At 52.0% G+C, this 15,213-nt stretch carries 15 protein-coding genes; 6 read left to right on the plus strand and 9 right to left on the minus strand.

Annotated features, from left to right (window positions below):
* Positions 1–47 precede the first annotated feature (47 nt).
* The 4 genes from BUB27_RS11435 to BUB27_RS11450 form a co-directional block, all read right to left on the minus strand.
* A complete protein-coding gene (locus tag BUB27_RS11435; RefSeq protein WP_143183983.1) occupies positions 48–1,298 on the minus strand; it encodes a sensor histidine kinase in 1,251 nt (416 codons plus the stop codon).
* Between the two features lie 27 nt (positions 1,299–1,325).
* Positions 1,326–2,015, minus strand: a complete 690-nt coding sequence (locus BUB27_RS11440; RefSeq protein WP_143183984.1) for a response regulator — start codon at positions 2,013–2,015, stop codon at positions 1,326–1,328.
* Between the two features lie 195 nt (positions 2,016–2,210).
* Positions 2,211–3,965 (minus strand): Na/Pi cotransporter family protein, encoded by a 1,755-nt coding sequence (locus BUB27_RS11445; protein WP_143183985.1) that lies wholly within the window; start codon positions 3,963–3,965, stop codon positions 2,211–2,213.
* A gap of 181 nt (positions 3,966–4,146) precedes the next feature.
* The gene (locus BUB27_RS11450; protein ID WP_143183986.1) at positions 4,147–5,052 is read right to left on the minus strand and encodes a DapH/DapD/GlmU-related protein; all 906 of its coding nucleotides are present in this window, start codon (positions 5,050–5,052) and stop codon (positions 4,147–4,149) included.
* Positions 5,053–5,256: 204 nt separating this feature from the next.
* Here BUB27_RS11450 and BUB27_RS11455 point away from each other — a divergent pair, with 204 nt between their 5' ends.
* Both BUB27_RS11455 and BUB27_RS11460 read left to right on the plus strand, forming a co-directional pair.
* Entirely contained in the window at positions 5,257–6,006 is a 750-nt protein-coding gene (locus tag BUB27_RS11455) for a biotin--[acetyl-CoA-carboxylase] ligase (protein WP_143183987.1), read from the plus strand.
* 24 nt (positions 6,007–6,030) lie between these two features.
* Entirely contained in the window at positions 6,031–6,300 is a 270-nt protein-coding gene (locus tag BUB27_RS11460; RefSeq protein WP_143183988.1) for a Precorrin-3B methylase, read from the plus strand.
* On the opposite strand, the gene BUB27_RS11465 is transcribed toward BUB27_RS11460, so the two are convergent.
* Positions 6,297–7,775 (minus strand): NAD(P)H-hydrate dehydratase, encoded by a 1,479-nt coding sequence (locus BUB27_RS11465; protein WP_143183989.1) that lies wholly within the window; start codon positions 7,773–7,775, stop codon positions 6,297–6,299. The two genes, BUB27_RS11460 and BUB27_RS11465, sit on opposite strands and share 4 nt — an antisense overlap.
* Before the next feature lie 284 nt (positions 7,776–8,059).
* Between BUB27_RS11465 and BUB27_RS11470 the strand changes: the two genes are divergently transcribed.
* On the plus strand, positions 8,060–8,797 hold the full coding sequence (locus tag BUB27_RS11470) for a hypothetical protein (protein WP_143183990.1): 738 nt from the start codon (positions 8,060–8,062) through the stop codon (positions 8,795–8,797).
* On the opposite strand, the gene BUB27_RS11475 is transcribed toward BUB27_RS11470, so the two are convergent.
* Positions 8,794–9,420: a hypothetical protein gene (locus tag BUB27_RS11475; protein ID WP_143183991.1), complete on the minus strand. Its 627-nt coding sequence runs from the start codon at positions 9,418–9,420 to the stop codon at positions 8,794–8,796. The genes BUB27_RS11470 and BUB27_RS11475 overlap by 4 nt on opposite strands.
* A 232-nt stretch (positions 9,421–9,652) precedes the next feature.
* Complete coding sequence (locus tag BUB27_RS11480) at positions 9,653–10,381, minus strand: PEP-CTERM sorting domain-containing protein (RefSeq protein ID WP_143183992.1); 729 nt, start codon at positions 10,379–10,381, stop codon at positions 9,653–9,655.
* 275 nt (positions 10,382–10,656) lie between these two features.
* Here BUB27_RS11480 and BUB27_RS11485 point away from each other — a divergent pair, with 275 nt between their 5' ends.
* The 3 genes from BUB27_RS11485 (at position 10,657) to BUB27_RS11495 (ending at position 13,648) form a co-directional block, all read left to right on the plus strand.
* The gene (locus BUB27_RS11485; protein ID WP_143183993.1) at positions 10,657–11,172 is read left to right on the plus strand and encodes a sigma-70 family RNA polymerase sigma factor; all 516 of its coding nucleotides are present in this window, start codon (positions 10,657–10,659) and stop codon (positions 11,170–11,172) included.
* A gap of 47 nt (positions 11,173–11,219) precedes the next feature.
* Entirely contained in the window at positions 11,220–12,650 is a 1,431-nt protein-coding gene (locus BUB27_RS11490; protein ID WP_143183994.1) for a FecR domain-containing protein, read from the plus strand.
* A 191-nt stretch (positions 12,651–12,841) separates the two neighbouring features.
* Entirely contained in the window at positions 12,842–13,648 is an 807-nt protein-coding gene (locus BUB27_RS11495) for a PEP-CTERM sorting domain-containing protein (RefSeq protein ID WP_143183995.1), read from the plus strand.
* A 263-nt stretch (positions 13,649–13,911) separates the two neighbouring features.
* Here BUB27_RS11495 and BUB27_RS11500 read toward each other — a convergent pair whose 3' ends face one another.
* Together BUB27_RS11500 and BUB27_RS11505 are read right to left on the minus strand one after the other, a co-directional pair.
* Positions 13,912–14,298, minus strand: coding sequence for a hypothetical protein (locus tag BUB27_RS11500; protein ID WP_143183996.1), 387 nt, complete (start codon positions 14,296–14,298; stop codon positions 13,912–13,914).
* A gap of 31 nt (positions 14,299–14,329) precedes the next feature.
* Positions 14,330–14,950, minus strand: a complete 621-nt coding sequence (locus BUB27_RS11505) for a hypothetical protein (RefSeq protein WP_143183997.1) — start codon at positions 14,948–14,950, stop codon at positions 14,330–14,332.
* Between the last annotated feature and the right edge of the window lie 263 nt (positions 14,951–15,213).

The raw sequence follows: 15,213 nt of genomic DNA on the forward strand, positions 1-15,213 counted from the left end.
AAGTCACTTACGAAATAGCGCGGTGACATAGATTCTCTCTAAGTCTCTTATATCTCAGGTTTTACTTCTGGAGAAACTTGAGAGGAGTCGATCGGGGATTGGATAATGAAGCAGGTCTGCAGACCTGGTTTGGAGGTGGCTTCGATAGTGCCGCCATGTGCCTCAATAGCTCGTTTTACGATAGAGAGTCCCAGACCTGTGCCTTTAATGTCTGACTGGGTATGGTGCTTGTCGACACGGTAGAAGCGCTTGAAGATGAATGGCAGGTGGGCAGAGGGGATTCCGATCCCATCGTCACAGACGGCCAGTTTGAATCGATCAGAGCCGATTCTCTCCGCAGTCACCGTGACGGTGATATTGTTGCCCGGGTTCTGCTTAAGAGCGTTTTCAACGAGGTTGAAGAGCACCTGGGTGTAATAGAATTTGTCAGCCGTGACGATCAGAGGATCCTTGGGGAGCTTGGTGATGATCTGAGCGCCTTGGTTTTGGATAAGATGGTCAAGACGTTCGACGACATCTGAGACGCATTCTGCGAGATCAAAGGGATCTGGGTTGATGGAAGCAGCTTCTCCAGACTCAAGTCTGGAGACGACGAGCATGTCATCGACCAGGCGCGACAAACGGTCGCCGTGTTTGCGCATGGTGGTCAGGAAGCGGCGAGCCATGTCTGGTGATTCAACGACGTCATCATCAATAAGGTTTTCTAGGTAGCCATTGATGATCGCCAGTGGGGTGCGCAACTCGTGGGATGCGTTGGCCACGAAATCGGTGCGCACTTGGTCCGCCCGATACTCAGCAGTGATATCGCGGAGAATGAGGCAGTAGAGTGGATCCTCTTTATGGTTGGGGAGAGGGGTTACCTGAAGGATCCAGGCGGTGTCTCCCTCAGTGCTGGTGGCGCCGATGCCGTGAGCTCCAGAGCTGATAATGATACGTTTCTGTGAAGGCTCATTCTTGGCGATCTGCTTGGCGACTGTGGCCGAGAGCTTTTCGCTCATGAAGATTTCCTGCAGAGTGCGGTCAATCAGTGAGTCGTAGCGGCTAAGCTGCTGAGCTCTGGAGTTGTTTAATTTGACTCGTAGGGATCCGTTTACGATCAGGAAAGCATCTCCTATAGCATCCAAGAGCAGTCTTTGTTCCGAGCGTTCCCCCTCGAGTTCCTGATGCGTCTGCTTGACTCGGTCTTCGCTCTCTCTCTTGATTTTGGCGCATTGTAGCTTCGCCTGACTTAGTTTCCTGTAGAGGAGGAAGCAGGCTAGAGTGAGAACAATAGAGAGGATCAGCAGGACGATTTTCATGAATCTGAACGCAAACGAATGATGGTTTTAGTCTGCCACGGCATCTTTAGTGATGCGGTAGCCTACGCCACGAACAGTTTCCAGGTGATTTGCATTTTCGCCTAGCTTTTTGCGGAGGCGCTTCATGTGAGTATCGAGAGTGCGAGAATGCACTTCATCGCTATAGCCCCAGACCTTACGAAGAAGATCGCTGCGGTCTTGTGCTGCTCCTGCGCGTTCGCAGAGGTAGAGCATGAGCTTGAACTCGGTGGAGGTCAGATCCACTTGCTCACTGCCAGAGAAGAAGCTCAGGGAGTTCTTGTCAAAGCGGAACGGGCCCACCTGTAGGGTAGAGCCGCTACTCTTGTTGATGGAGCGTTTGAGGACTGCTTGGACGCGAAGAATGAGTTCCTTCGGGCTGAATGGTTTGGTCAGATAGTCGTCTGCTCCGGATTCGAGGCCTTTGATGCGGTCTTCAGTCTGTGCCTTGGCTGTCAGCATGACGACAGGGATATTACGTGTGCGTGCATCCCGTCTGAGTTCTTTGTGTACTCCCAGTCCATCGATGCCTGGCAGCATGAGATCGAGAATGATCAAGTCTGGCTGTGTCGTGAGGGCCTTGTTCAGGCCGTCATTACCGTCGTATGCCTGAATCGTCTCGAACTGGTTGCGCTGAAGGTTGAAGGCGATGAGGTCTGAGATATCAGCTTCGTCTTCAATGATGAGAATTTTCTGCATGGAATAGTCTGTGGTTAATTCTGCTAGAATTGAAGTTTAATCTTGGCTGAAGATCTTACTCTTTGCTGGCAGTCGTGGCGACGTTATCCACAGAATATCAAGGTGGTAGCGAAAGAGCGTGTCAATAATGCCACACACCAATCAAGGCGTGTGGCATTTCTGTAAGCTTTTGAAGGCGTGATGAAAGCGCCTGAGTTACGCCAATTCTGCGTTGGTCTGGGCCACGTGGAAGAGGTGGTTGGAGACCACGTCTAGCTGAGTATTGGTATCGATATTGAGCATCTCTACCTTGACGTTGCCTTCTGCCATGCGCGCCATAGCTACTTTATTGTATTTCTTGCGCAGGCTGACGACCTTGTCACGCAGGGCTTGCGCCTGGGCTGAATCTTCGTCGCTGAGGCCAACCAGGAGTCGCGCGTGAGTGAACTGCATGAATTCTTCGATCACATTCGCAATTTTCATGATGGATTCCACCTGATCCGGAGTGAACTGGCGGCCTTTCTTGTACTTGCGCTCAGCAATCTTGATGAGGCGGTAAATGGCGTCAGAGCATTCCTCTAGCTCGGCAGTGATGCGAAGCAGGGCGGCGATACGCTCAGACAGGTGGGGGCTCGCTTCCTTGGAGGTGCAGCGTACCAGGTATTCGGTGAGGTCTTGCATCATTTCGTCTGCCTCGTCTTCCATTTCCTTGAGCTTGTTGACTTGGGCGGACATGTCCTGGTGTGGATTCTCGAAAACCTCGATGTAGCCTTTGAACATTTCCTGGCACTGGGTGGAGAGCCTCTCTACGGCTTTTTCAGCCTCTACGATATTCAGTTCGCCAAGGTCGATGAGTGTCTGGGAAATGTAGCGGATGCGACGGTCTTCTTCAGGAATGTCCTTATCTGGAACCATCTTGACTACGACGTTCGAGATTTGCTTCACGAATGGGATGAGGAGAAGGATGTTCACGAAGTTGAAGGTGGTGTGGAAGATGGCAACTGCGAAGGCCACAATGATGAGCTGCTCGTTGACGTCAGCTCCAGCCTTTTTAGTTTTCATTTCCACCATCCAGTCAGGGAAAATACCGAGGATGTTCCAGACGAACTTGGTGAAAAGTCCGAAGAGAATGACGGCCCAGATCGTACCGATGACGTTGAACATGAAGTGGGCCCGAGCGGCTCGCTTGGCGTGCACATTGGCCCCGATAGAGGCCAACCATGCGGTGATGGTGGTGCCGATGTTTTCACCCAGTACAATGGCGGCACAGCTCATGAAGGCTTGCTGAGGGTCGTCACCGAGCCAGCCGTTCCATGCGAATGCGATGGTGATGGCCATAGCTGCGGAGGATGACTGAACGACTACGGTGAGTATGATGCCGAGAATTAGGAAAATGACGGTGGACCCAAATGAGAAGCTCTGAATGCTGGAGACGGCATTCTGAATGAATTCCGCTAGCTGAGCATTCGTAGCCATAAGGTTATCTACATCAGGAACTGCGTTCTTGAGCTGGCTGAGGCCGAAGAAGAGAAGACCGAAACCGATGAGAGTTTCGCCCAAGGCGCGTCCTTTGTTCTTGCCGATGAAGAACATAGGGAGGCCGATGCCTATCACGGGTAGTGCTATCTTGGATACACTGAACTTGGGGATGAAGGCTACCAGCCATGCCGTGATGGTGGTACCGAGGTTCGCTCCCATGATAACACCGATGGATTCCACCAAGGTGAGGAGTCCGGCGTTGACGAAGCTCACCACCAGAACTGTAGTTGCTGAGGAGGATTGCACCATACAGGTGGTAAAGAAACCAGTGAAGGCCGCGCTGAAGCGGTTCTTCGTCATGGTGGCAAGCGCTTTACGCATGCTGTCTCCGGCGACTTTCTGGATGCCTTCAGACATGACTTTCATGCCGAAAAGGAAAATTCCGAGTGCGCCGAGGATGCCGAGGATGGAGGTGATGGTGGACCAGATCATGATGAGCGGTGGTTGGGTGACGATATTGTCACTAAAATAGCTTCTTCGGTCTGAAGGTTTCCTAGATGCCTGTCAAGGAGCATCGGGGTACGAAATTGGGAAAAGTTTATTATGAATAAGCGCCCGCATTATCTTAATGCGGGCGCCAGGTCTCCGTTTGGTGATAGAGTGAGTAGAATCGCTACATCATGTCGCGTTCGACGATGGCTCCGGGGCGGGTAGTGCGGCCCCTGCCAATTTTTCTGGCAGGGAAGACAGAGGTGTTGACCCCTGTACAGACGCCGTCACCAATGATGGCTCCGAGTTTCTCCCGACCGGTGTTGATGAGTTCTCCATTGACGCTGCATCGGTGGTGCCTGCCATCATGGCGTCTATTTGAGAGGACTGTGCCAGCACCCAGATAGACATGGCTGCCAATGATTGAGTCACCTACATAACTGAGGTGTGCGATGCTGGTATGGTGGTAAATCACAGAGTTTTTGATTTCTACGGCATTACCAACCACGCAGTTGTCACCAATGCTAGTGTTTCCACGAATGTAGGCATTGGGGCCGATCTTGCAGTTGTCCCCAATGACCACGGTGCCTTCAATCACTACACCTGGCAGAACCTTTGAGCCTTTGCCTAGGATGAGAGTGCCTTCTACAGAGGCGAGCGGGCTGACATCACCTTCGATGTTTGACTCGTTGATCGCCTCCAAGACATCCTCATTGAGCTGGATGAATTCCCATGGATAAGAGATCCGGAAGCAAGGGGCCTCGGTGATGATTTTCTTGGTGCATTGATCTGGCTTATCGCAACCTTTCCAGGCAACGAGATCGCCATCACTGTCATAGAGGCAGGTGCCAGGGTCTTGGCGAGCGAGCATGCAGAGCGCTCCGACGTCAATCCAGTGGTCGAGCGGGAGGTGAACGGTGCGGCCAGAAGCATCTTTGTGTTCTGCGATCTCGAATCCTGCTCGGCGTAATTCGGTACCGATGAGATCTTTGAGGGGGATGTTGGCGACTAGACAGTCGCCGATGTGCCTGCCTGTGGTGAGAGGGGCACACAGGGCTGCATTACGGGGTGATCTGATGACTGCTTGCATATACTTATGAGGGTTTACTAGATTAAACTAGCATTTGTTAAAAATGGTGTCGAGAAGTCTGCAGTTTTTTGAACTTTTTTTCTGCTAGATCGTTGGAAGTGGCTGAAAAACCGCTTTTTAGATCCGATTTTCTAGCATCTAGCGGGAATTGATGTTATCATTACGGCTCGACTTTTTTTAGGGGCGTCTCAAGCTGTAAGGGAGATGTTCGACAGAGAGCTTTTTTACACGAAGATCCCAGCTCTGAATGGATTGTTAGAGTATGCGGAGGTGATGGAATCCACGAGTGACCGTGCCTTGGAATTGGGGCAGGCGGGGTCTCCGTCAGGTACCCTCGTGATGGCTGAGAGGCAGACAAAAGGGCGTGGACGGCGGGGGAGTCGTTGGGCTTGTCCAGAGGGAGAAGGCTTACTCTTCTCGCTGGTGTTGGATCCGGATGTGGGAAAAGAGCTCTGGTCGCGCTTTGCTCTGGTCGCTGGATTGGCAGTGGCGGAGGTGATAGAGGGCTTTGGTTTAGAGGCTGGTATCAAGTGGCCAAATGACGTCTGGATTGGAGAGAAGAAATGCGCAGGCATCCTCGTCGAGGGGGCGGCTGACCGCTTGGTCATTGGTATTGGCCTCAATGTGAGTGTGCGGTCTTTCCCGGCTGAGCTGGAAGCAACCTCGCTGCTGCTGGAGGGTGTGCCTAAGCCAAGCAGAGAAGAAATTCTTGCTGGTGTGGTGCAGGGTATTTTTCGTTGGGGGAGTCTAGTGGGGGGCGGCTACGAGAAGGTCATTGCGGAGGTACAGAAGCGTTTGGTATTCAGAAATCAGCTGGTTCGGATGTTGTGGCAGGGTGAACCCTGTGAGGGCGTGGTGCGCGGACTGAATGATGAAGGGCACTTGCTGGTGGAGATGAACGGTGTGGTACAAGCTGTGGTACAAGCGGATGAAATTCGAAGCGTGCAGTCTTAGCGGAAAACTGTCACCCTAGGAAGCATGCCGGCGAAGAAAAAGCTCAACAAGCCCTTGGAAGGTGCAGCCCTCATTAAAGAGGTGAACCGCCGCATTCGTGTGGCACGCGGCTATTGGGATGCCCACCGAAACAAGGCGTGTCGGCGTGAGCGCGACCGAGCACTAGAGCTCTATGAGACACTGAGCAAGGAGCAGCGTGAAAAGGTGCCTCAGGAGTTGCGTGTTTGGCTGCGCTACCGCAGTGAGAAATATTTTGGTGATCACCGCACAAAGCCAGGCAAGGGGAAATCCTAAGACAGGGCGTCGAAGGCTTGGGCCAGATGGGCAATGGTATCTGAGGCCACGAGAGTTTCCTCGGTGATATGAGATTCCCTCAGGGCAAGTTGGCAAGCCTCTCCACACAGCCAGGCAGCAAGCCGGGCTGCTTCCAGGTTGGGATACCCCTGAGCGCAGAGCCCTCCGATCAATCCTGAGAGCACATCGCCTTGCCCGGCAGTAGCCATCGCTGGGGTGCCTGTAGAATTATGGTAGATCGGGGAGGCTTCCCAGGCGACAAGGGTACGCGCACCTTTGTAAAGAAGCGTAGAGGAATATTCAGAGGTGAAGTTGTCTGCCGTAGGGACACGGCTGAAGTGTTCGCTGGCAGGGTAGATGCGAGCCATCTCACCGGGATGAGGGGTGAGGATGGTATTCTTGCGGAAGAGATCCTGCCGCTTCTCGCGGGCGATCAGGTTGAGCATGTCTGCATCGAGTACGCAGGGGAGTTCAGTTTCCTGGATGACTGCAAAGAGTTTCTCGGCCAGAGAGGCGACAGGAGAGCCAAGGCCGGGGCCTATCACGAGAGCGTCGAAGCGGCTCTTGAGGAGGTCCTGGGGATTGATGCTGGGGGTGATGATGATTTCCCGGGGAGTGATCGAAGCGAGTGCCGCATAGAGTGTTGGCGGCGTAAATAGAGTCACCAAGCCAGCTCCTGAGCGGATGGCAGCCTCCGCACAGAGGGAGGCCGCGCCTAACATGCCCTCAGAGCCGGCCCAGATACCCACGCGCCCCGCTTGTCCCTTATGGGTGTCGAATGAGCGGCGCTTGCGTTTGATGCTATGACGGGTGGTGAGGTGGAGTGGACGTGGCTGGTTTGATTGTATGTTCTCCGGGGTGAGTGCTTCCAGAGGGGCCAGTGCTAGCGAACCTACATGGTTGACCGCGTTTTGTGAGAGTAGACCAGTCTTGGGAATGGCTATAGTTATGGTAAGGTCTGCGATGACGGCACCATCATAGACTTCTCCAGTGTCTCCATTGATGCCGCTGGGAATGTCCATGGCGATTGTGTTGGAGCGGCCTTGGACACGGTGGTGATTCATTTCCCCGGCAAGGAGGGCCAGTGGTTCTCGCAGAGGCCCTCTTGCGCCGATGCCGAGTAAGCCATCTAAGATAATCGAGTCCTTCTCCGGGCGGTTCTGATTGTAATAGAAGTCATCGCCAAGCTCCCGAAGTTTGCGGCGAGTGAGAGGGGCCAGCTCATGGAGCGCGTTTTCACAGCGGATACCAACTTGCCAGCCTAGATCACGTAAAATACGCAGGGCTACCAGCGCATCACCCGCATTATGACCTCTGCCGAGATAGGCAATCGCGCTCCTCTTGTTAGGGAAGTAGTGGAGGATAGTCTTTGCGATGCCTGCGCCCGCTTGCTCCATGAGAGATTCAGGCTTGTGGCCTTGTTTGAAGGAAGCGGCTTCTATGTCTTGCATTTGCTGGCAGGTGACGGAAAGCATAGGGGAAAGTTAGAGGAGATTTGTTGAATGGGGAATTTTAAAATGGCCGGAATTGTACCGAAGTATTCAACCTTGTAAAAAGTCGATGTCTAGGGGGCTCTATCTTATCATGGCGGTTTGCTCCAGTAGTCTGGGGCGACATCTTTGCAGTGCGCATTATGTGAAGTCGAAAAGCGCAAAAAAGAATAGGAGTGGAGGCTGCATTTCTATAATTCCGCATTGAGTCTCCCCAGTTTTGCTGAGGCTCATTGACTCATAACACTGCAATAACCATTCAAGTTCTCATGCCCAGATTTCTATCTGTTGCCTCCGTGGTGACATGTGCCCTCATCAGTTCAACGAACAGCGGATTTTCGACCGATTTGATTCACGACTATTTCCAAGGACGCTTTGATCAGGGCTTGGCAGGAAGGAAGCCTGCCGTGAATGTGTTTAATACCAATGCCTGGGTGGCTTCTACTGAAGATAAGCCTTCCTGTTTCCGAGCGGACGGTTCCATTGTTGATGCCGAAGGTGGGCAGGTGGACATTGATCGAGGAGCCTATTTGAACATCGGGGAGGGCCTCTTTGCGACGAACAGTACTTACCAGATATCTCTTGGTTTTGGGAAACTCAATAGTGCAGGATTGTTCTTGGGCTTTCATAGCGAAGCTAAGCCACCTGCCAATTTCGATGGCATGCAGGACACAGGAAAGCATAACTTGGCTATACGTGTGCGAACTTTTGGTAAGGATAATGCTGTCTCTATTTCACACCGCAAGGGTGGCAACACAGAGTACATCTCAGTCTATGGGAAGAAGCTGAGTTTTCATAAGGATGCCTATACGGTGACCATGACGATCAAGACGAACTCTCTCAAGGATGCAGAACTCAGTATCAAATATGAAGGTAAGGAAGCCACGGTCAAAGGTGTCGATATCCGTGAGTTGCAGACATTCTATTACGGGGTAGAAGATGCCACCTTGTACCGTTCCCAAGGGATTATGGGGAAAGTAAACTTTGTTAGGTTTAGCAAGCTCTAATCGATGATCCTCTTGTAACGGTAAGGCTTATAGCCAAGACCCTTGACGTAATCGACCTTGATCGGGTGGAGCAGAACCTTCCATGTAGGAGGCGAGCCTGTTTCGTAAGCTAGGAAACGGGTCTTCTCTTTATCGATGAATTTGTAGAAGAGAAGCACATGGGTGTTGTGTTTGTTCAGGATATCTCCTGCTTTGAGATCGTTGTAGTTTGTTAGAGGTGTGCAGAGTTTAGGTAGTTCGCGGGTAGAATAGGGTCGGTCTAACAGCCAGCATCTGGAGATGAATCCCGAGCAATCGACCCCGCAGGCATAGTTGCTGACGGCATCATAGAGGTGGCGTCTTTTGTCAGAGGTGTAGACGTCTCCAGCAGCAAAGCCTTGTTTGATTTTTTGATCAAAGCTTTCAGGGGTGTCAAAACCTCCCCATTGGTAGGGCATCCCTTGGTTCATTTTTCCGGGCTTCCACCACCCAGGTCTTCCGGCTCTGGAGACACTCAGTGTGCTGTCCGGTGTATCCACGCGGATGCCATCTGCGTCCTGGCCGTGGAGAATATTTTGCTCCGTTGGGGTCCACAGGTGTCTACGGTAGGACTCGGCGATACGTAGTGTTTCGATGCGTCTCACGCTTGAAGCCGGTGAGTAATCAATCTCTCTGCCAATACGTAGAGTGCTGCAACTCGTGCTGAGAATGGAAATGAATAAGAATAAAAGAAAGCGATGCATGACGGACGGTGCAAAGGCGACTATCCAGTAAGCCAAGAGCCACGTCAATGGAGGATGATCTGTTTGATAAGCAGAAAGCCGCTCTCCAGCGGGAAAGCGGCTTAGTGGTGTTTTTAGAGGGGGGAAGTGCTACTTATGCTCGGCGGCGGCGCAGGATGAGGCCAAGGCCGGCGAGGCCGAGCAGAGAGGTGCTGCTCGGTTCAGGCACAGCAGTGACATCAAATTCAAGAGTTCCCATTTCTACGCGGTAGTCTTCGTCTCCAGATGTGAAGCCGTAACTGAGCGTGGAGCTCGCAGAGCCAAGGGTAAACTCTTGGCTACCATCGATGTCTGTATTACCAAATGAGCTGCCATTGATGCTGATTGTGCCCCCATCATAGTTCAGTACCTGACCACCCGTGAAACCGATGAAATTCACTGTACCGTTATCACTGCCTCCGTTGAGGTTGGCAGTGGCGCTACCCAGAGAAAAGATAAGGACTTCGTTTGTCTGGTCGATGTAGTTAGTCTGAGCCGAGTTCGTGTTGATGAGGCTATCTACGGCGATCCAGTTGCCTCCAGCCGCCTGATTCGTCTCAAGTTCATGGCCTGCATCGCCTGTGCTGAGTACTACTGAGACAACGAGTTGATCATTCGTTCCGCCAATGCCGTCGATATCAAGACCATCGATGGTGTAGGTGAGTGTCTGCGGTCCTGGACCATCAGCCACGCTGTCAGAGTCTACGCTACCAACAATTGAGCTGATGGAGCCGGAGCTCACAGCGGAATCCCCTGCGTTACCACCAGCATCCAGAGATATGGTTGCTGCGTGGCCTAGGGTTGATAGGGATGCGAGAGTGATTAGAGTAATGGGTGTTTTCATTGTGTGTAAGTCAGAGTTAAAATGAGAAGCTAGTTGATTATTGTTTTACTCCTCGTTCATTGAATGAACTCCTGAAGTGAGGTATTACATTTCAACTCGAGATTTTTGTTAATGAAGTTCGGTCATAAGTCATTTGGCTGCGTCTTTTGGAGGATAGACTCAGGTTTAAGAGAGTGGTTTCAGAGATGAGGTAGCTAAGGACTTTCTGTATATTCCTTCACAATAGGACTTGCCCACTTGGCGGATGATATGCTGGATGAAGGAGAGCTACACTCATGGCATCAATGTCAGACTCTGGAACATTCGAAGAATTGCTGGTCGCCCACCAAGGATTTATCCGCGGGATGGTGATCTCTCTGGGTGTGCTGAGGCATGATGCGGATGACCTGGTACAGCAGGTGAATGTGAAGCTCTTCAATATGCAGGAGCAGTATGAGCAAGGCACGAATTTTAAGGCTTGGGTGGCCAGTGTCTGCCGCTTCACCTGTCTTAGTTATTTCCGGGACAAGCAGCGCAGACCTCATCTGGACATGTCCGAGCAGGCGCTGGATGCGCTACAGGAGACCTATATCCAGCACTATGAGCAGATGGACCAGCGCTATGAGTTACTGGAAATCTGCCTGCAAAGCATGCCGCAGAAGGATAGGGACGTCCTGCGGGAGTTCTACAAGCGGGGAGAATCGATCAAAGAGATTGCGGAGCAGCTGAAGAAAAGCGCGGTGGCGATGCGGAAGTATATTTCCCGTCTCCGCAAGTCGTTGAAGGAATGCATCGAGAGGCGCTTAAAATGAAAAGTTTTTTGTCACAGTCTGAAAATTAAACGGAATATAACTAGAGCATGGGCAATCACGAAAATGGTAAAGATCAAAAGGGAGGCGGGCATGACCTGCATGCTCTGGTCGAGAGTGCTCTGAACCATGAGTTGACCCATGATGAGATTTCCGAGCTGAACCGCATTTTGCCGGAGAATGAAGAGGCGTGCCGCTACTTCATAGAAATGCAGATGCTCAATGATCGACTGGCCCAGAAGCTGGCTGGAGAAGAGGCTTCAGTCATCGTGCCATTTGTCGAGAAAACGCCAGTGAAGCGTAACTACAAGCCTTGGTTCATGGGATCTGCGGCTGCTGTGGCTGCAGTGCTTCTCGTGATGGGGCTGTATACGATCTTGGTGCCCAAGCCTGCTTTCCAGGTAGTCCAGTCCACGGTAAAGGGAGGAGTCTACCAGGCGGGACAGGAACTAAAGGATGGGACTCATCTGTCATTTGAGCTTGGCTCACTCCAGCTGCGCAATGCCGATGGGCTGGATATGGTGATCACTGGTCCCGCAGATGTGGAGCTTCATGACTCTGGAGCGATTACGGTCAACCAGGCTTCACTCTACACCATTTCAGGTGGAGATACATTGTTGATCAAGACGGCATCCGGGGAGTTGCGCAATCTGGGCACCACCTATGGTGTCCAGCAAAAGGAGAATGGCGAAACCAGACTGGATGTCTTTGAAGGAAGTGTAGAAATTACCCGGGAGAATCAGGAGCCACTAGCGCTCGCAGGAGGTGTGGCCGGGGTCTTCTCCAACAAGACTTGGCCACCTGCAGAAGAAAAGGCAGACCGCTCGCGTTATACCTTAAACCCTCATTCGGGCTTTGCGGTGAACTTCAGGCACAAGGATGCCCAGCCGATTAGCGGGGATGTGCCGTTCCAGGCCAGCTGGGCTGAGGCTACTAAGCCGCGTGGTTTTCTTGTGCCTCCGGGCACTGGTGTAGGGGTGGAATGGCTGGGTCAGAGTCTCCACCTGCGGGAAGGTAGCGTAGAGGATAAGCTCAAACCATACGCCAGCCATCTGCGCTGTTATCTGGATAGAAGGACACGTGACCCGCTATACCGGGAGATGAAGCTAGATGAGACCAAGCACGGTGCAGGGATTCGCCTTTCAGGACTAAATGGCTGGTATAAACGCATGGGGGCTAAAGGCTATCGCCTGATCGTACTGCGTGCGGGATCCCGATCCAATTATGTTTTCACCCCACTGAGTATCCATGCGGGCGGTACCGCAGATGGTAACCTGCTGGGTACCTTCCCTGTGCTTGATTCCAAGTCGGTGATTTTACCGGGTGCGGAAGAACATCTTGGCGGGAGAATTGCGGACCAGGAGATTCCTCTCACGCTCACCAATGACCGGATTTTGCTCACTGTGCCTCCGCAGTCGGGAGATCTGAATCAGCCGCGTTCAAACATCGCGGCGGTCATCGTAGAGCCTGTTTTTGAATAGGGTATTTTGAGCCTCAGTAAAGGCATCCAGTGGTGAAAGGTGTGGTGCTGGTGATCGAGTGAAAAAATTTATTTCACTTTTATGTCACATCCAATCCGTGGTGGGGAATTCCCCTACATAACGCGGATAAGCAGCCTGTCCAAGTGATGATGGCGGTCCGCGAGAACCCAAAACCACATATCACTGAGATTATGAAATCATACCGACCCCTGCTTTTGGCGCTCCCATGCGCGATGAGCCTGGCTGTGACTGAGGCGAATGCGGCAGTCCTGATCTATGACGACTTCAGCGGCAACAATGCTGATAACGTAAACGGCACGACACCGGATACTAACATTTACAACGCGAACACTTGGCAAGCTGATAGCATCAACTACCTGCGTGCCGACGGTAGCCTCCTCGATGAAGCGGGAGACAGTAACAATGTAGACCGTGGTGCCTTTCTTCATGTTGGCACTGGAATCTTTGCCACCAATACCACCTACACGGTGACTCTTGACTTCGGCCAACTGGAGCAATCTGCCATCTTCTTGGGCTTCTCTGATGTGAGCACTCCAGACCCTATTACCAATTTAACTGATTCTACTGCACAGACTAAAGGTTCTAACAACTTTGCGATTCGCGTTCGTGAGTTTACCAATGACCAGGACGTGGCTATCTGGAATCGCGTCGGTGGCGCAAATAGCCAGACCATCGTCAATGCCACCATGTCTGACTTCAATGATGCGTCCTACGTCGTAAGCATGACGATCAACTCCAACTCTCTCACCGACGCGGAAGTGACGATCAACTATGGCGGCAGTGAGCAGACTGTAAATGCGGATCTTTCAGGCATGCAGTACTTCTACTACGGTGTAGAAGATGCTGATTTAAGTAGCGCCCAGGGTACTATGGGTGTGGTCAATTCCGTGACCTTCGCCAGTGTGCCTGAACCTACCACTGCTACGATGGGCTTCTTGGGCCTTGCCTGCATGCTCTTCAGACGCCGCAGGAACTAAGCTTTCATTTGTGTGTTTTCACAAAATATCACGGTTGGTAACTAAGCTTGCTAACCGCCTGTGAGTATGAGCTGGTGCTGTCTCCTGTGTTGGACAGCACCAGTTTTTTTGTGGCTTCGCGAAAGTGCCATCTTACTCCAACAAAAAGATAATCCACGTGTCTAAAGACAAAACATCCCTGTCCAGAAGCCTTTTCGGTTCTGGCAGGAGCCATTCTCAGGCAGATCTGCACGCTGCTACAGATCGTGAAATGGCGGCTGACCTTAATCGAATTGACTATGGGCCGTCAGCGCACCCAGGCCTGGATTACTCGGTGTGCCGTAGAACCATTTCTTTCTGCGGGAATCATAGTACCAGCTGGGGCCTATGCCATTCTTGTTGTACTTGATCAGAAGGTAGTTTTGGAAATCGATGAGCTGATAGCTCATGACGCCTTCTTTGTTACCTAGAATTTCCAGTTCCTGGAGGGTGTGGGCATTTGCCGGATCAGGGAGAAGACGGTTGTCCTTCCTGTACTCCTCGATATTCGTGACAATATCATGCACGAATGCAGGCTCGTTAGCGGGCCTGAGGCTCAGCGTGTATCCGAATACACATGCTGAGAGGACGCCTGCTCCTACAAGCAGACGAAACGACTCGGGTCTCATCATTGTTTTATTGGGGGGGGGGAGGGAGGTCAGTTCACTTGTTTAGGGTGGCTCTGAGGTAATGAATGAGATGGGCTATATGATAAAGGGTCTTCTCGCCGAAGGCGGATGCCATGCGTTGCTCGATGGCATCCAGGCTGCTGTCATCGGCCATGCTGATGAGCAGGGGATCGTCGTCCGCATCGCCGTTCTCAGAGGGAAGTCCGCCCGTGTAGTAGCGGAGGTACATATCCTCACCATAGAAGGCGATGAGCTTGCGCTCAATAATGTCGAGATGGGTGGAAAGCTCTTTATCGGTGATCGGGGAACGTTTGACGCCGTTCTCCGTGGGGGTTTCTTTGAAAATCTGGAAGGCTTCGCCACTGGCGTTCGCACTGCTGTAGACGAGAATGGACCACTGAGGACGCTTTTCCTCATCCAGTACATAGATGTACTCATGGCTGCCGTTCTCTTTGATAGAAAGATAGCAGTAGGGGGGAAGCAGGTGGGCGGAGATGCCGGTATCCTCCTCCAGCGTGAGCGCGTAGGGCTGTTGGAACTGAGGGTCCTGGATAACGATGTCCTTGGTCTCGGGTGATTGCTGCACATCCGGCTGAGCCTTCTGATCACAGGAGGCTAGGCTACAGGCCAGGAGTATGGCGAGATAGGAGCGCATAGAATGTTTCTTCTTGTTTCCGTCAGCGGTGGGGGGGACTGCGTTATCCTACATTCTATAGCCTGATTCCCTGGCGATTTCCAGAGAAAAACGATGTTAGCTCTTGCTCGTAAAAGCCTTTCACGGCGCAAAATGGGAGTAAGTTGAGCCAGATTTGCTGGTTAAAAGGGGTGGATAAAAATTGTCCTGTCGTAGATTGAAAAGAATGTATGTCGCAAGTTTAGGGTAAGAAAGGGTGGAATGAGTTCGTTTACTGCACTACC

Origin of the sequence: Rubritalea squalenifaciens DSM 18772 (genome assembly GCF_900141815.1) — a bacterium.
GTDB lineage: Bacteria > Verrucomicrobiota > Verrucomicrobiia > Verrucomicrobiales > Akkermansiaceae > Rubritalea > Rubritalea squalenifaciens.